14 protein-coding genes are annotated in these 17,356 nt (G+C 43.8%); 4 read left to right on the top strand and 10 right to left on the bottom strand.

The features are described 5' to 3' along the window. Nucleotides 1–134: 134 nt before the first annotated feature. Complete coding sequence (locus ACVR1G_RS10255; protein ID WP_447453081.1) at nt 135–1,499, top strand: aspartate kinase; 1,365 nt, start codon at nt 135–137, stop codon at nt 1,497–1,499. Between the two features lie 237 nt (nt 1,500–1,736). After that, nucleotides 1,737–2,972, top strand: coding sequence for a D-alanyl-D-alanine carboxypeptidase PBP3 (pbp3, locus tag ACVR1G_RS10260; RefSeq protein ID WP_447453082.1), 1,236 nt, complete (start codon nt 1,737–1,739; stop codon nt 2,970–2,972). A 36-nt stretch (nt 2,973–3,008) separates the two neighbouring features. On the opposite strand, the gene ACVR1G_RS10265 is transcribed toward pbp3, so the two are convergent. From ACVR1G_RS10265 to ACVR1G_RS10305, 9 genes are all read right to left on the bottom strand, one after another. After that, a complete protein-coding gene (locus ACVR1G_RS10265; protein WP_447453083.1) occupies nt 3,009–3,407 on the bottom strand; it encodes a Mini-ribonuclease 3 in 399 nt (132 codons plus the stop codon). Further along, nucleotides 3,400–4,743 carry a cysteine--tRNA ligase gene (cysS, locus tag ACVR1G_RS10270; protein ID WP_447453084.1) on the bottom strand — a complete coding sequence of 448 codons (1,344 nt, stop codon included), beginning with the start codon at nt 4,741–4,743 and terminating at the stop codon, nt 3,400–3,402. Before cysS ends, ACVR1G_RS10265 begins: the two co-directional genes overlap by 8 nt. A gap of 268 nt (nt 4,744–5,011) precedes the next feature. Further along, the gene (gene cysE, locus ACVR1G_RS10275) at nt 5,012–5,596 is read right to left on the bottom strand and encodes a serine O-acetyltransferase (RefSeq protein WP_447453085.1); all 585 of its coding nucleotides are present in this window, start codon (nt 5,594–5,596) and stop codon (nt 5,012–5,014) included. 465 nt (nt 5,597–6,061) lie between these two features. Next, nucleotides 6,062–6,802 (bottom strand): SseB family protein, encoded by a 741-nt coding sequence (locus ACVR1G_RS10280; RefSeq protein ID WP_447453086.1) that lies wholly within the window; start codon nt 6,800–6,802, stop codon nt 6,062–6,064. Continuing rightward, nucleotides 6,795–9,026, bottom strand: a complete 2,232-nt coding sequence (pnp, locus tag ACVR1G_RS10285) for a polyribonucleotide nucleotidyltransferase (RefSeq protein ID WP_447453087.1) — start codon at nt 9,024–9,026, stop codon at nt 6,795–6,797. Before pnp ends, ACVR1G_RS10280 begins: the two co-directional genes overlap by 8 nt. A 668-nt stretch (nt 9,027–9,694) precedes the next feature. Beyond that, nucleotides 9,695–10,027, bottom strand: coding sequence for a hypothetical protein (locus ACVR1G_RS10290; protein WP_447453088.1), 333 nt, complete (start codon nt 10,025–10,027; stop codon nt 9,695–9,697). A gap of 500 nt (nt 10,028–10,527) precedes the next feature. Then, nucleotides 10,528–13,197, bottom strand: coding sequence for a bifunctional acetaldehyde-CoA/alcohol dehydrogenase (gene adhE / locus ACVR1G_RS10295; RefSeq protein ID WP_447453089.1), 2,670 nt, complete (start codon nt 13,195–13,197; stop codon nt 10,528–10,530). 392 nt (nt 13,198–13,589) lie between these two features. Beyond that, nucleotides 13,590–13,859: a 30S ribosomal protein S15 gene (rpsO, locus tag ACVR1G_RS10300; RefSeq protein WP_447453090.1), complete on the bottom strand. Its 270-nt coding sequence runs from the start codon at nt 13,857–13,859 to the stop codon at nt 13,590–13,592. Nucleotides 13,860–14,004: 145 nt separating this feature from the next. Beyond that, complete coding sequence (locus ACVR1G_RS10305) at nt 14,005–15,177, bottom strand: MFS transporter (protein WP_447453091.1); 1,173 nt, start codon at nt 15,175–15,177, stop codon at nt 14,005–14,007. 79 nt (nt 15,178–15,256) lie between these two features. Between ACVR1G_RS10305 and ACVR1G_RS10310 the strand changes: the two genes are divergently transcribed. Together ACVR1G_RS10310 and def are read left to right on the top strand one after the other, a co-directional pair. Beyond that, nucleotides 15,257–15,922: a Crp/Fnr family transcriptional regulator gene (locus ACVR1G_RS10310; RefSeq protein ID WP_447453092.1), complete on the top strand. Its 666-nt coding sequence runs from the start codon at nt 15,257–15,259 to the stop codon at nt 15,920–15,922. A gap of 243 nt (nt 15,923–16,165) precedes the next feature. Then, entirely contained in the window at nt 16,166–16,780 is a 615-nt protein-coding gene (gene def / locus ACVR1G_RS10315; RefSeq protein WP_447453093.1) for a peptide deformylase, read from the top strand. Between the two features lie 241 nt (nt 16,781–17,021). Here def and ACVR1G_RS10320 read toward each other — a convergent pair. Then, nucleotides 17,022–17,356 (bottom strand): LPXTG cell wall anchor domain-containing protein (locus ACVR1G_RS10320; RefSeq protein ID WP_447453094.1); only part of this gene is annotated, 335 nt, incomplete at its 5' end.

The following is a 17,356-nucleotide window of genomic DNA, read 5'->3' on the forward strand; positions in this document are numbered from 1 at the left end:
TTAACTATAGACAGATTTCTTAGGTAATAATGGGTCAATACCACAGATCAGACACTCTCCCAAATGAAATTGAAAAACTGTCTGAATTTTGCTATAATTTTAGGCAATCATTATATATAAAAGACGGAGTCGCTATGAAAGTTATCAAATTTGGTGGAAGCTCGCTAGCTTCTGCACAACAATTAAAGAAGGTATTGGATATTGTTAAAGCGGATGCTGAACGACGTTTTGTCGTTGTTTCTGCTCCCGGTAAACGAAACGCTGAAGATACTAAGGTTACCGACGCTTTAATTCGCTATTACCGCTCTTATACAGATGACGCCGATGTTTCGGCCGACCAAAATTGGATTATCGACCGTTATAAGTCTATCATTGATGAGTTGGGATTATCCCACAGTATCCTTGATAAGATTGCTGCAGCTATCACAGAGTTGGCAACCCTTCCTATTGAAGGAAACGATTTTCTCTACGATACTTTTCTAGCAGCGGGTGAGGACAATAACGCTAAACTGATCGCGGCCTATTTCCGTCAGAATGGTGTCCCTGCACGCTATATGCATCCGGGCAAGGCTGGTATTATCGTCTCTAGCGAGCCGGGTAACGCCAGAATTTTACCGGGCAGTTATGACAAATTAGAAGAGCTATGTGATAGCGATGAGGTCCTCGTTATCCCAGGTTTCTTTGGAGTTACTGTTGATAATCAGATTTGTACCTTCTCGCGCGGAGGATCTGATATTTCAGGTTCTATTGTGGCTGCGGGGGTTAAGGCTGATCTCTATGAGAATTTTACAGATGTAGATGGAATTTTTGCTGCCCACCCTGGTGTTGTGCACAAGCCGCATTCGATTAAGGAGCTAACCTACCGTGAGATGCGCGAGCTGGCCTATGCTGGTTTCTCTGTGCTGCATGATGAAGCGCTGATCCCTGCTTATCGCGGCCGTATTCCTCTGGTCATCAAAAACACCAACAACCCTAATCACCCTGGAACTCGGATTGTCTTGCAGCACAGCCATCAAGAAACTCCCGTTGTAGGAATTTCCGGCGACGATAAATTTGTCAGCATTAATATCTCTAAATATTTGATGAACCGTGAGGTCGGTTTTGGACGTAAGGTACTACAAATTCTGGAAGAGCTCAATATTCGTTGGGAGCATATCCCAACCGGTATTGATGATATGTCCATTGTCCTGCGTGAACGAGAGTTGACTCCTATTAAAGAACAGGAGATTATGACGCAACTGACGCGCAATTTAGGGGTTGATGAAGTCGAAATCGAACGTGATCTTTCTATCATTATGATTGTTGGTGAAAACATGAAGAATCAAGTCGGAGTCATGTCAACTGCGACTAAGGCCATGTCCGATAAAAATATTAACATTGAAATGATTTCGCAAGGCTCCAGTGAGGTCTCAGTTATGTTTGTCATCAAGTCGGAACAGGAAAAATCTGCTGTCCGCGCTATCTATAAGGCTTTCTTTGAGAAAGATAACCTTGTATAATATCGTGCGAATTGGAGACGTTTCCTGTCCTAAAATCATAACTAAACACTAGCAGTAAGAATAAAAAGAGTGGAAAAAGCAATTCACTAGGATGCTTTTCCCACTCTTTTCGCTCTACTTTGAGAATTTTTATTGTTCTTGACACTGAATTGTAAGTTTAATCTTAATCGGATTGTTTCTTTTGAAACTACCTTTTATGATATAATAAGAAAGATATCTTAAATTAAGGAAGCAGTTATGAAAAAATTTTTTGTAGGACTGATTTTAGGCCTTGCCTTGCTTTTTAGTGGCGGATTGGTTCAGGCCGATAAATTTGAAGCTCCGGCTGAACATGCTATCGCCGTTGAGGCCAGCACCGGCAAGGTGCTTTATGAAAAAGATGCTACAACACCTGATGGCATAGCCTCCATCACGAAAATTTTAACAATTTATATGGTTTATCGGCAGATTGATGAGGGAAAATTATCCTGGAACAGTAAGGTTAAGATTTCTGATTATGCCTATGATTTGACAACTAACTCTGAAGCCAGCAATGTTCCAATGGAAGCCCGTGAATATACGGTTAAAGATTTAGTTGAGGCTGCCATGATTTCTAGTGCTAACAGTGCAGCTATCGCGCTGGCAGAAAAAATAGGCGGCAGCGAGCAGACTTTTGTTGATATGATGCAAAGACAGCTAAAAGAGTGGGGAATTAAGGACGCTAAGCTGGTCAATGCTTCTGGCCTTAACAACAGTTACTTAGGAGATCACCTTTACCCCGGTTCTTCCAGTGACGATGAGAACCAGATGAGTGCCCGTGATGTGGCTATCATCGCTCAGCACTTGATTCGTGAATATCCTGAGGTTCTAGATATTACCAAGAAGACCAGCGCTGATTTTCACGGCTCAACCATGAATACCTTTAATTATATGTTGGATGGAATGCCGTATGCCCGCGATGGCGTAGATGGTCTCAAGACGGGGACGACGGAATTGGCCGGTCAATCTTTTGTCGCTACATCAACTGAAAATGGTATGCGTGTGATTACTGTCATTTTAAATGCTGACAATGCTGACACTAATGAGTATGCACGTTTTGATGCAACTAACCAGTTGCTCAATTATGCAGCCTATAATTTTCAGATGACCACCCTGACGGTTGAAGGGGCCAGTTATCATAAAAGCACAGCCCAAGTTGTTGATGGTAAGTCTAAGACTGTGCCTGCTGTCGTTAAGGACGATTTCAAAGTTGTCACTAAAATTGGTTCCGATAAAAAACCCGGAGCCAAGATTCATACTAAGTCCGTGACAGCCGCCCTAAAAAAAGGAAGAAAAGTCGGTAGTCTTACCTACGATGATCCTGATCTCATTGGTACAGGTTATCTGGATCAACCACCTAAAATGACACTTGTCGCTCAAAAGCCGGTTAAAAAGAGCTTCTTCCTCAAAGTATGGTGGAATCACTTTGTCAGGTATGTCAATAAGAATTTATAAGCAACACTAAAAGGAAGCCGCATGTTTGGCTTCCTTTTAGTATTGCTTTTCAATATAGGCAATACACCAAGCAATCAGCTCTTCCATGCGACTGATTTGCTCTGTCATGTGGAGGTAACCCAGCACAGCCTCAAAACCCGTAGACATTTTATAGGTAATAATATCGGTATTTTTGGCCTTGGTATGCGTATGTGCATTACGTCCGCGTTTGTAAATAGCTTCTTCTGCTTCCGTCAGTAAACCAGTATCTAGTAAGGCCTGAACCAGCTGGGCCTGAGCCTTGGCAGAGACATAGCGGGTTGCCATACGATGGAGTTGATTGGGCTTAGTCTGCCCCTGAAAAATTAGATAGCGGCGAATATAAAGCGAGTAGACAGCATCTCCTTCAAAGGCTAGGGCAATCCCGTTGATAAGCTTGACATCTACCTTAGTCACGTGTCCACCTCACGCCATCCTTAGTATCAAGAAGCTTGATTCCTTGAGCAGCCAATTCATCGCGGATTCGATCGGCTGTAGCAAAGTCTTTTTGAGTACGCGCTTCTTGACGCTGCGCAATCAAGGCTTCAATCTCTTGGTCAAGACTTTCTTCTTCAAAAGCCAATCCCATCACAGCCAGCATGTCCCCGAATGCTACTTTTACTGTTTGAGTATAGTTGCCAGAATTGATCCACTTGGCCATATCAAAAATTACGGTAATGCCATTAGCTGCATTAAAATCATCATCCATGGCTGCTACAAAGTCTGCTTGGAATTGCTTTAGGGTTGACTCATCTGCCTGATCTGTAAGCGGAAGTGTATAAGTATTTTTTAGATATTTTACATTAACCCCAGCATCGTGGATGGCCTTATCTGTAAAATTAATAGGTTTGCGATAGTGCTGACTAGCAAGAAAGAAACGCAGAACCTGACCATCCACTGTCTTTAAAAGATCGTGGACAGTCACAAAGTTCCCAAGCGATTTAGACATTTTTTCATCATCTACATTGACAAATCCATTATGCATCCAGTAATTAGCAAAAGTTTGTCCTGTCTTGGCTTCAGACTGGGCAATTTCGTTGGTGTGGTGAGGAAACTCCAGATCAGTACCACCGCCATGGATATCAATTGTATCACCAAGAATCGTGGTTGACATAACCGAACACTCAATATGCCAGCCTGGACGCCCCTGTCCCCAAGGACTATTCCAAGAAATCTCACCAGCTTTGGCCGATTTCCAGAGGGCAAAATCCAAAGGATCCTCCTTACGATCGGTCTCGGCATCGGTACGACCGCTGGCTCCAATCTCCAAATCAGCCAATGTTTTATTGGCTAGGGCAGCATAATTTTCTGACTTTTGGACACGGAAATAGACATCCCCAGCGGACTCATAAGCAAAGCCCTTAGCAAGCAGGATTTCAATAAACTCAATGATCTGGTCCATGTAATCCATCACACGGGGGTTTTGGGTAGCTGGCTTAATCCCTAGTGCCCTGGTATCTTCCATGAAAGCAGCGATAAATTTATCCGCCAAGGCTTTAGGGGGCATGTCAGCTTCTGCAGCTGCCTTAATAATCTTATCGTCAACATCAGTAAAGTTTGAGATGTAGTTGACAGTATAACCGCGGTATTCAAAATAACGGCGAATAGTGTCAAAAGCTACGCTGGAGCGGGCATTGCCGATATGGATATAGTTATAGACAGTCGGACCGCAGACATACATATTGACCGTATCCTCATGAATTGGCACAAAATCCCGCAGGCTGCGGGTCATAGTATCATAGATTTTAATCACCTTGTCTCCTTTATTCATTTTCGCTTGTTTTCTGTTCATATAAATAGACGCAGAATTTTCATTATCAATTCCCAAACTCATCGCTTTTAGTTATAAATTTAAGGTAGCGAAAGCCATTTACCACCTGCTCCATGTAGACCCAAGAACCTTGCCTAATAAGATTATTATGAATTAGCATAAAAACAAGTGTAGCTCATTTAAACAACTAGACCAATTCTAAAAATTCACCGATTTGCATTTTTTACCGCTATACTGCTACTCAGGGCAACTACAAATGCGATGAATGGTAGCTAGCCTCCCGTGCTTCCTGGAGCGTACGGATGGCTTGCTCATCCTTTCGTCCATGAACTCGGACGACCTTAGCAGGGACACCGACAACAGTGACATCCGCCGGGACATCTGACAGAACAACCGCAGCTGCCCCAACCTTAGCATTCTTACCAATCTCAATCGGACCAATTAGCTGAGAATGAGCGGAAATAAGAGCACCTTCGCGGATAGTCGGATGCCGTTTCCCCACATCCTTTCCCGTTCCTCCTAAGGTTACTCCATGGTAAAGCATGGCACCTTTCTCGACAATGGCTGTTTCGCCAATAACTAAACCAGAGCCATGATCGATAAAAACCCCTTCGGCAATCTGCGCTCCTGGGTGAATTTCAATTTGCGTCCAAAAGCGCCAAAACTGACTGTGCATACGAGCCAGCAGTCTAAGATGGTGCCGCCACAGAAAGTGTGATAAACGGTGAGCTGCCAGCGCCTTAATTCCAGGATAAGTCAACAGAACTTCCAAAGAACTTCGGGCAGCTGGGTCTTGGCGCTTTACAATATCAATAGTTTCCTTCCACCAGCCCATAAACACATCCTTTCACAAGATACTAAGTTCTCAAATACTCTAAAGAAAACTAATATCCCTACCGAGTAAACTATAAATTTTTCAGATAGGGAAAACTATTTTCACAGAAGTGCAGGCTAAATTTCACAAGCTATAAAGCCTGTAAAGAGCAAATAAGATTACAAGGGGGGCCAGACTATCTCTCTAAAGGCAAGGCACTTTATTTTTGAGCTTTTAGATATGTTCAAATAGAGACACTAAACCATCAAGCAAGCCTAAAAAGGAGGAGTCTTGACAACAATATTTTCTTTGCATCCAGACAAGGGGCTCATCTCAGAATCTTACAATCTGTAAGTACTAAAAACACTAACAGCTGAGCCACTTTTGACCAGATTCATCGATAAATATGAAGAAACAGCACTCAAAATCTCCTATCTAAATACAGAGACAGCGAGACTTTCCCTTGCACCTTCTCATAAGCACTAATTAGCTTGTCCAGTCCACGAGTCTTTGCATTTCATTGAGAGGATCGAGGACTACACCACGCGTATTTCCCACACCGCTTTCTCCTTGAGCAGGGTGAGCAATTTCGTCTATCGTCCACGTCATTACCATCCCCTTGGCAGCGCGAAAAGGGTAGCCCAACTCACCATTATTATACCATTTGGCAAAGCTAGGAATACTGGAGAAGGCTGGAATGTAATCTGCTCCTTCAATAGCTAAGGCCGGATAACTACGCTGATAGCCGCCGGTCTCATCTGCCAAAATAATTACTGGAACAAAGTAGCGGCGCTCCAACTCTGGACGACTTTGATTTTCCTCACCTAAGACATCGTTGAGCAGGGTCGTGTAGGTGTTAATCAGTTGGATCATTTCACTACTTTTAAAGATTGTTGAATTTGCAAAGTCACCAGCCTTCTTAATATTGAAAACTAGGCCATGAAGACGGTTAACAACAGCTTCCTCTAAAATTTCTATACTGAGACGCTCAACCCATTCCTGCTGTTTGGCGCTAGGATGCTCTTTTTTAAAGCGATCCAAATCTGACTTATTAGTGAAAACTGGAACAACCTTCTGTCCTTCAATTGCAATAGCATAAGGCTGGCTGCTGGCAATTACAGGAATAGAGTGGAGACTGTTGACCAAGGTTAAACCGTCTAAAAAATTTTCCGGATTAGCGATGAAATTGCGCAGAGCAAAATCAATTTCTGAGTTAAATTTATTCATGATGCTTACCTTCTTGTTCTCGGTTTTCTGCTGACTGGAGAGAGGTGGCTGGATGACCATGTTCCTCATGACCACGGTGTTTCTTGCGGTGAAATCTCTTGCTTTCAGTAGCTTCTTCTTGTTTTTTGGGCCTTGGCTGCAGGGCTTTTATCGAAGCATTGACGCGCCCTTTATCATCAATTTTGATGATTTTAACATCGACTTCGTCGCCAAGTTTGACAACGTCTTCGACCTTTTCCGTACGCTGCCAAGCCAGCTCTGAAATATGCACCAAGGCATCCGTCCCCTCAAAAAGATTGACAAAGGCTCCAAAGCTTTCTAAGCGGATGACCTTAGCGTGGTAGACCTCACCAACTTTAGCCTCACGTACTAGATCAGCAATAATTTTCTTAGCTTGCTCAATGGCTGCTAAATCTGATGAGTAGATTTGAACATTGCCGGCTTCATCAATATCAATTTTAACACCGGTCTCCTCGATAATCTTATCAATGGTTTCGCCTCCCTTACCGATGACCACCTTAATCTTATCCACATCAATTTTTAAGGTATCGATTTTAGGAGCTGTCGGTGCCAATTCTGGACGGGGTTCTGAAATAGTAGTCTCAATGACATCAAGAATCTCAAAGCGGGCTTTTTTTGCTTGAGCAAGAGCTTCCTGCAGGATCTTCGGCGTGATTCCTGAGATTTTAATGTCCATTTGCAGGGCAGTAATTCCTTGGCGCGTCCCTGCTACCTTAAAGTCCATATCACCAAAGTGATCCTCAAGCCCCTGAATATCAGTCAGAATTGTATAATCGCTGCCATCTGAAATAAGGCCCATAGCGATTCCAGCCACCGGCGCCTTGATAGGGACACCTCCAGCCATGAGTGCCAAGGTCCCAGCACAGATAGAAGCTTGGGAGGAAGAACCATTGGACTCTAGGACTTCTGCAACTAAACGGATGGCATAAGGAAAGTCTTCAAAGCTAGGCAAGACCTGTGCTAGAGCACGCTCACCTAAGGCTCCGTGGCCAATTTCACGACGGCCGGGAGCACCGTAGCGGCCGGTTTCGCCAACTGAATACTGCGGAAAATTATAGTGATGCAAGAAGCGTTTGCGATATTCGGGATCCAAACCGTCAACAATCTTGGTCTCACTCATAGGCGCTAGGGTCAGAACTGACAGGGCCTGCGTCTGACCGCGAGTAAAGAGACCAGAACCGTGAACTTGCGGCAGAAAGTCTATATCCGCTTCTAAAGGACGAATCTCATCAATACGACGGCCATCAGGACGAATCTTGTCCTGTGTAATGAGGCGACGCACCTCTGCGTGTTCCATTTCCTCTAAAACTTCAGCGACATCCCGCATGATACGCTCATAATCCTCATGATCTGCATAGCGCTCTTCATAAGCCGCTATAACCTTATCTTTAACTTCCTGAGTCGCTTCTTCACGCGCTAGTTTTTCTTCTACTTGAACAGCTCTTTGCAGAGCAGGATTATACTCTTTAATGATTTCAGACTTGAGGGCCTCATCTACCTGCAAGAGCTCGATATCAGCTTTTGCTTGTCCGACAGCAGTGATAATTTCTTCTTGGAAGGCAATCAGCTCCTGAATCGCACTATGACCCTCAAGAAGAGCTTCTAACATAATTTCTTCCGGCAATTCCTTAGCGCCAGATTCTACCATATTGATGGCTTCCTTTGTCCCAGCAACTGTTAGTTCCAGCAAAGAATTTTCTTTCTGCTGAGTAGAAGGATTAATGATGAATTCACCATCAATATAGGCAACTTGTACACCGGCAATGGGGCCATTAAAAGGGATATCAGAAATTGACAGGGCAAGAGAGCTTCCAAACATGGCCGCCATAGGAGCACTAGCATCAGGATCATAGGATAGAACTGTATTAATCACCTGCACCTCATTGCGAAAACCTTCTGCAAACATGGGCCGAATAGGTCGGTCGATAAGGCGGGCTGTTAGTGTCGCCTCTGCTGGCGGGCGACCTTCCCGCTTCATAAAGCCACCCGGAAACTTTCCGGCCGCATACATTTTTTCTTCATAATTAACCTGCAAGGGAAAGAAATCTGTCGTTGCCATCTTTTTGGACATGACGGCAGCACTGAACACCGTTGATTCGCCATAGCGGATGACAGCAGCGCCGTTAGCCTGCTTGGCTACCTGACCTATTTCCACCACCAAGGGTTGCCCTGCAAAGGTCATTTGGAAGGTTTGTTTCGCCATTAGAGTACCTCTTTTACCAGAATTAGAATCGCTTCTATTTTACCACAAATAGTGACTAATGATAAGGTTACTGATATGTTTAAGGCTTTTAGGATGAAGAAAAAGGGACTGAGACAAAATCCAGACTCTTTAGCATATTCCATTGACGCAGTGGTTGGCAGTCCTTATCGCGAGGCGCAGTCCCATTTTCAGGTGCCTCTTAGATAGTCCACTGGACTGTTTAACAACCACGTAAATGATAGCTGAGAATGGGACAGAAATCAATAATTCGAAGAATTTGCTTTCGCTGTCCCACTTCCGCAAAGTTGGTTAGGAATTGACATGAACTAACGTTCATAGAATTGGATATCCTCCAACAATTCCCCAAACTGTTGGAGCTATCACTTGTATAACAAGGGATAGGGATATCTAACTAACCACTGAGCCTAGCGAAGAAAATTGACCAAATAAATAAGGTTGAGAACTTTTATCTCAGCCTCAGGTTATCTAATACCATGAACTTTGCAAGTGTCAAAATGTTCCAGTAGCGTTTGGCAGTCTATCCCCAGACTGCCAAACGCCTGCCACCTAAAAACAGGAAAGTGTCAGAGGTCTGAGCCTAAAAATGAGAGAGCGAAGAAAATCGAAATCGCAATTTTATTACGATTTACCGATTGAATCCCACTCTCCTAGATATGGTTAAGCATATTAGCAATAATAAGGAGCATTCCCAGAAAAAGGAGAAGCAAACCAAGGCCGGATAGACCGGCCTGAAGACGTTTACTTGACGAAAGACTGACGGGCAGGCCCAAGCCAAATAAAAAGGGACCTAGTGCAAAGAAACTAAAAAAGAGGACATCAATTTTCAAGTAGAGACTATAGAAAGACAGGGCAAACAGTAGCAAACCAATTAGCATCACCCACCTGATATTACCTACTTTCGGGCTGACAGCTAGACCGATAAAAACGAGGCCTAAAACCGGCATCAGTAAAATCAAGCCCACTATAAAATAAAATAACATGGACTTATTATAGCACACCTCAGTGTTATAGCACCCAAATAGATACCATTAGGATATAGGGAATGGAAATAAGATTAACGGTGTCCCCATTCGTTTCGTTTTTTGTCTTAACCTGCTGGCAAAAGGAAGCCAGTCAGCAGTGATTCATTGGTGCTAAGGCGCTTAATGGAGATTGTACAGGGGTAAGATTAAGTTGGCATCGCCAACAAGTCTTGCTCCTAACCACTGCATCAGGAGCTTGCTTCAAGACAGAGATACTGGACGAGTTTTTGCCCAATCTCACGCTGTTTTTGAGCATAAGAAAACTCCCCCAGAGTGCCTGTGAATTTTAGATTTTCACTATTCACTATATGAGGGAGTAGGGCAAGACCCTTGCTTTTCTTATTATTTTTTCTGCACTGGCAGCCAACACTCACTAGCAACCCCTTAAAGGGTCCACTGGACTTTCTAAAAGGAATACTAATTCTTTAAGCTGTTTCTTTAGGTGCTAGTAATTTCGATTAGAATTGATCAATCAAGAGTTGTTTCATATCTTCAATGTATGGCTGACGCGGATTAGCTGGTGTACATTGGTCATCATAAGCCAGACTCGCTAAGCGATCAAGAGCCGCTTCAAAGTCTTTCTTACTAACACCATTAGCCGACAATTTAGGTTCAACATCAATAGCCTTCATCAGTTTGTCAATCCGCTGACACAGCGCTTCAACTAACTCTTCATCCGTTTTGCCTTTAAGACCAAGAGCACGGGCAATATCAGCATAGTCACGCTGAGCACGGTATTCCTCATAACGCGGATAGACAGAACGTTTCACGTTGCCTGCAACACCGTTGTAGCGGATAACATGCTGCATAGCAATGGCAATGGCTAAACCGTGAGGCAGACCGAACTCACCACCTGTTTTATGGGCAAGCGAGTGGTTGATTCCTAAGAAGGCATTACCGAAGGCCATACCAGCAATTGTTGACGCATAATGCATGTTTTCTTTGGCTTGTTCCCCACGAAGTGTCGGATTTTTCGGATCGTAGTTGTAGGCATCTTCCAGATTTTCAATGATCAGCTTAATAGCTTCAAGCGACCATGGGCGAGTAAAATCAGAAGCCATGACAGAGACGTAAGATTCCAAAGCGTGGGAGAGAGCATCGAGTCCTGAGAGGGCTGCTGTGCGTTTAGGCACTGTCATAACAAATTCTGGGTCAACAATAGCAACCTGTGGCACAAGCTCGTAATCAGCCAGAGGATATTTAACATGAGTAAAGTCGTCTGTGATAACGGCAAACGGTGTAACCTCAGCTCCTGTACCGGATGTCGTTGGAATACAGAAGAGACGGGTCTCCGTTTGGTGTTTGAACTTAACGATACGTTTACGGATATCGATGAATTTTTGTTGCAACTCAAGGAAGAAGGCACTGACTTGCTCATAGCTATCCAAAAAGTCTGGCTCGCGGTCCAATGATGTTTCATAAATCAAACGGGCAATCTTAGACGCATCAATAGCTGAACCACCACCGATAGCAATAACAGTATCTGGCTTAAAGTCGCGCATTTGCTTAGCAATTTCAATCGTTTGTCCCAGAGTTGGGTCTGGTTTGATCGTGCCATAAAGAGAGGTAACTACCTTTTCATCGCGAAGCGCCAATTGCCCCAAAACCGTGTCAACGAAACCGAACTGTACCATACCAGGGTCTGCTACAATCAGAGCACGCCGCATTGGTTCATAGTCATCTTGTAGATAGGAAATAGCATTCTTTTCATAGTAAGTTTTTTCCGGCAGGCGTACCCATTGAGGGCGGTTACGACGTTTTGCGACTGTTTTAACATTCAAGAGGTCGCCAGTTGATAGATTGTGTGACAATGAATTTTTCCCCCATGATCCTGTTCCCAATGTCAGACTTGCCTTCAAGGCGTCCGTATAAATATCACCGATACCACCGATGGAATCCGGTTGGTTGACCAGAACACGGGACGCTTTTACGCGATCACCATATTCAGCTACAAATGGGTCAGCCTGAGAACCAATTTGAATTGCCGCATTGTGTCCAGCACCTTGGTAGTCAAGAAGGGCTTCAACAATTTCAATACCGTCTTCACGGTCTTTAGCCTTGTATACAGAAAGCAGAGGGGATAGCTTTTCAGAGGACAACTTTTCACCGATATTCTTGGCGTCTAATTCAAACAAGAGAACATCTTTGCCTTCTGGTAGATCCACACCAGCGCGCTCACAAATCCAGCGGGCAGACATACCAGCTACCGGTCCATTAACTCCATGATGGTCATTGAAGACGCATTCTTCCAGTTTCTTGTAGTCCTTCTTAGGCACCAAATAGGCACCTTTTTCTTGCATTTTCTTGAGCCATTCCTTATAGATTGGAGCTTCAACAACAGCAGAGTTTTCTGTCGCACAAATCATACCGTTATCAAAGCGTTTTGACATAAGAAGGTCTTCGACAGCACGGTCAATATGAGCTGTCGCATCAACATAGACTGCACCGTTACCAGCACCAACCCCCATTGAAGGGTTACCTGATTTAAGAGCCGCATTGACCATACCAGGGCCGCCTGTTGCTAAGATTGCAGCAATTTTCTTATTGGTAATCAAGGCGTTTGTGTTGGCAATAGAAGGCGTTTCAATCCATTGGATAATATTTTCAGGTGCGCCAGCCTTGATGGCAGCTTTATACATAATTTGAGCTGCATGAACAGAACAACTTTGAGCTGATGGGTGGAAGGCAAAGACAATAGCATTGCGTGTCTTTAAGGCTGCCAAACTCTTGAACATGGTTGTTGAAGTGGGATTTGTTGTTGGGACAATCCCCGCAATAACACCTAGGGGAGCCGCAATGTGAACCTGACCTTTAACCTTATCTTCGCCGATAATGCCTACTGTTTTTTCATGTTTAATTAATTCGTAAATATTTTCAGTAGCAAAATGGTTTTTTATATCTTTATCTTCAACGATACCACGACCTGTTTCCTCGACAGCTTCTTTGGCCAGTTGCAGAGAACTTTCTGAACCAGCAAGAGCCATCGCTGCAATAATTTTATCAACCTGTTCTTGGGTGTAGGTCGCATATTCTTGCTCAGCTTTTAAGGCTTTGTCGATGAGGGAACTGGTGTATTCCTGCGCTAGTTCTTCAACTTTTTCTGCTGCTGCCTTCGTTTCTTTAGCCATTAAGGTCTCCTCCAAATGATTAGTGTTTTTCTAAAAAGAATGTCTCGGAAACTTTTTGAAAATTTACTCTTTTAAAAGTTTGTGACTTTCTTCACTTATTAAGTTTACCCTATTTTGGAATAATGTCAAGCATTTTTGTGAAAAAAATCACACTTTTTTGAGATAGCACTTTAGCCAATCAAATCCAGCATCTTCGATAGTGGTTTAGAGCCCCGTCTTTAAAGCTGTTTAGACACAAAAACATGATCAGACTTAGTAAATAGTAAGAAAAAAGACCCTCTATTTCTAGAGAGTCCGAGCGTCTATCTTAAAGTTAGGGTTCAAATAAGACAGCCACTTTTTAAGGAGCTGGGACTTTGTCCAACCCTTATCTTTAAATCAAAGACCCAATCTTAACGACGAAGTCCCAGTGATTTAATCAATTCGCGGTAACGGTTAACATCAGTACGACGAAGGTAGGCCAAAAGGTTACGACGGTGACCGATTTTTTTCATCAAACCGCGATAAGTTGCGTGATCTTTTTTGTGCTGCTGAATGTGCTCGTTGAGGTGGTTGATTTCCCAAGTCAGCACTGCTACTTGAACTTCTACAGAACCAGTGTCACCTTCGTGACGAGCATATTGAGCAATAATTTCATTTTTTTTCTCTTTTGAAATTGCCATATCTTTTTCTCCTTTTATTGCTTCATCCGAGTGGTAGGTTTTGGCCTTCCTACAACCAAGAAGAAGTTAGTTTGTCTTTGCGACCTCTCTATTCTAACAAATTAGCCAGACAGCGTCAACCATACGAGATTATTGATATATGGAGCTAGTTTACAGATCTGACATGCCTTATTAGAAACAGCAGGGCTGCTAATCCCAGGCTGAGCAAGCCCAAAACAGCAAAGGCTGCTGTCAGTGAAGGTGTCAGATAAGCGATTACACGCAGAGCTAGGGAGGCACAGGCCCCGCCAAGATTACAGCCCAGCAGCACTAGAGTCGTAGCTGTGTGCAGCTGTTGCTTAGGGATCGTTTCAGACAGGAGGTTGAAGACATAGGTCACTCCTAAACTGTAGACAAAGCCAGTCAGCAGAGCGCCTAAGCTAAGGAAGAAAAGATTGTGAGACAGCCACATTACCAAGAGACCCAGCCCTAAAACAAGAGGAACAAGAGTCAGCAGAGACCGTTTAAAATAGGCAACCAGACTACTAAACAAGGCACCCGCTGCAATTCCCATCAGCATCATCAAACTGAGTATCAGACTGGCATCTTGGGCAGTCCCGAGCCTAAAAGCAGACACTATCACTGGAATACGCAGGGTGTTAGCAGAATTGATTAAAATAACGAAGCCAGCGTAAAGAGCAAGGGAGAGAATATAGATTAGCTGCCGCCAAGAGAGAGGAGGACTGGGAGCAGTTCTTTCCTTAGGTGAACCTGATTCTTGGCTGGACTTATCTGGACCGACAAAAAGCAGGTAAAGACCCATGATGATAAATCCCAAGGCGTAGATAGCAAAGGCAGCCGACCATGACAGCGTCAAAAGCTGACCAGCAATAAAGGTCAAAAGAGCAGAACCTAGCACTTCTGCGGACCCCCTCAATCCCAACATTTTAATGCGCTCTCGCCCCGTAAAACGCTGGCTGATGATGCTGATAGCACGCGCATTGATAAGACCGATACCAACCCCCAAAACTAGGCGGGATAAAAAGACTAAGCTATAATTTTGACTAAAAATGGTAAATATACCACCTAGGGACAGCAACAAGAGACCCGCTACAATCATCAAGCGCTCAGATAAAAGGCGGCTCAGCCAGGGCGTCATCAGCAAAACAGCAATAATGGCAAAGGAGGGTAAAGAAATTAATAACTCTACTTTATCAGAACTGATACCCTGACTCCCGTAAGCTTTAATCATTGCCGGTAAGGCTGGGGAAATGGCATAGGTTGATACCAGCATCAAGGACAAGGCCAGAAGGCTGATTTTCTCCATCGTAAATTTCATGCTAACTCCATTCTTGAAAAACTTTAACCTCTCCAGTATAATGAAAAGCGGACTTAAAAAATAGGACATCCGTCCTAAAATGGAGGCTAGGGTGGCAGATCATCAACTAAAATACTATTTAACAAAATATAAGCTTTACCAGATCTTTCCTGAGCACTATATCAGTCAGTTGCAGCTGGTCACCTACAAGAAAGGGCAAGCCATCTGCCAGCAAGGGCAGACACTGGGGCACCTTTTTTATTTTATCGAAGGACATATAAAGATTGTCAGGCGACTCTTTAACGGCAAAGAACATATCCTAGAAACGCAGACCGAGCCTACATTAATTGGCGATATTGAATTGATGAGCAATCAAGATAGTGTATCGTCAGTCATTGCTCTGGAAACCAGCCGAGTCGTTCAACTGCCGCTCAAAAATCGGCAGCAGGTCTATCAAGATCCACTCCTGCTCTATCAGATTGGCCGCCAGCTGGCCCAAAAATTAGAACAGCAAAACATCATCTCTTCAACCAATATCTCATACTCCGTCAAGGAACGTTTAGCGACCTACATTCTGAGCCATGAAGAGGAAGGAATTTTCCAGCTGCAGCCCAGTGTCTTGGCTGATGCTTTTGGAACCTCCTATCGTCATTTAGGACGGGTGGTCAAACAGCTTCTGGATCAGGGAATCATTGAAAGGACTGCTTTTAAAACGTACCGTATTCGAGAACGCTTGGAGTTAGAAAGTCTAGTGATTCAGAACTAGCAGATTGGTAGCTTTATTTCTAAAATTTTTCGTGCTATACTAATCTTATCAAGATACAAGCATAATATTCTTTGAAATTCAAAACTATATGGCTGATATTAAAAATTCTTGCCTTAATTTAGCTTCTTAGTGCTGGTTTTGACGCCATATCTGGTTTTGGTTTTCATTTAATTAAAAAGAGTCAGAAAGACCGCCTTCTCTAGCTAGAAGGGGCTGTTTTTCTTGAAGGAGGTTCACATTTTCATGTCTATACAAGATAAACTTATCAAACCTAGTCATTTGATTGATATGTCTGATATTATCCGCGAGGGTAATCCGACCCTGCGCCAAGAGGCAGCTGAGGTTGAACTGCCCCTATCAGATGAGGATATTATTCTGGGAGAAAAGATGATGCAGTTCCTTAAAAATTCCCAAGATCCGGTGATGGCCGAAAAGATGGGACTGCGTGGAGGTGTTGGCCTCGCTGCTCCTCAGCTAGATATTTCCAAACGAATCATCGCTGTTTTGGTGCCAAATCCAGAAGACGAGGAAGGCAATCCACCAGCTCAGCCCTATAGCCTCCAAGAGATTATGTATAATCCGAGAATCCTTTCCCACTCTGTTCAGGATGCGGCTTTGGCTGACGGAGAAGGCTGCCTATCTGTCGACCGTGAAGTTCCCGGCTATGTTGTTCGGCACTCGCGCGTAACCGTTGAATATAACGATAAAAATGGCGATAAACAAAAGATAAAATTACGCGGTTACAATTCTATGGTTGTTCAACATGAAATTGACCACACTAACGGGATTATGTTCTACGACCGCATCAACGAAAAAGACCCTTTCGCTATCAAGGAAGGGATGCTGATTATAGAGTAAAAGAGGTTGGACTTTTGTCCTACCCCCTTTCTCCAATCTCAAAAGGTTCCCCGGATCTCATCTCACGTGATGAACGCTGTTCATTTTATTCCCATTCCTTTTATGTCTAGATATTAAGATAGGTCACCTATTGCAGTAGACACACACCCAAAAAGCCCTCGCTGAGTTTAATCCCAGCGAGGGCTTTTCTTGCAGACCTATCGTATATGAGCCAAGACTAGCTCCTAATAACTTCTAGCCATTATGCTTCCTTCCTACGGCGCATCCCTGCCAAACCAAGACTAGCTAAAATCGCACTCAAGCCTAAGAGCGGCAGATAAGCACTCTCCTGACTGCCCGTCTGTGGTAAAAGACTGGCCCTTGCTGGCTGCGATGTTGCGTCCTCAAGGTAATAGCTCACCGTTAGCGGCAGACGGTTACGATTCGGTGCCGGCGGCGTAGGATCGGCTGGATCCTCCGGTGTCGTCGTCTTAACCATATTCGAACTGTAAGTCACGCCGTTAATCGTATTGATATACGTGTTCGCAAAGGTGCCAACCGCTATCCGCTTCATCTGGATATAGCTTTCAGCTTGGA

The organism is Streptococcus dentasini (genome assembly GCF_053206945.1).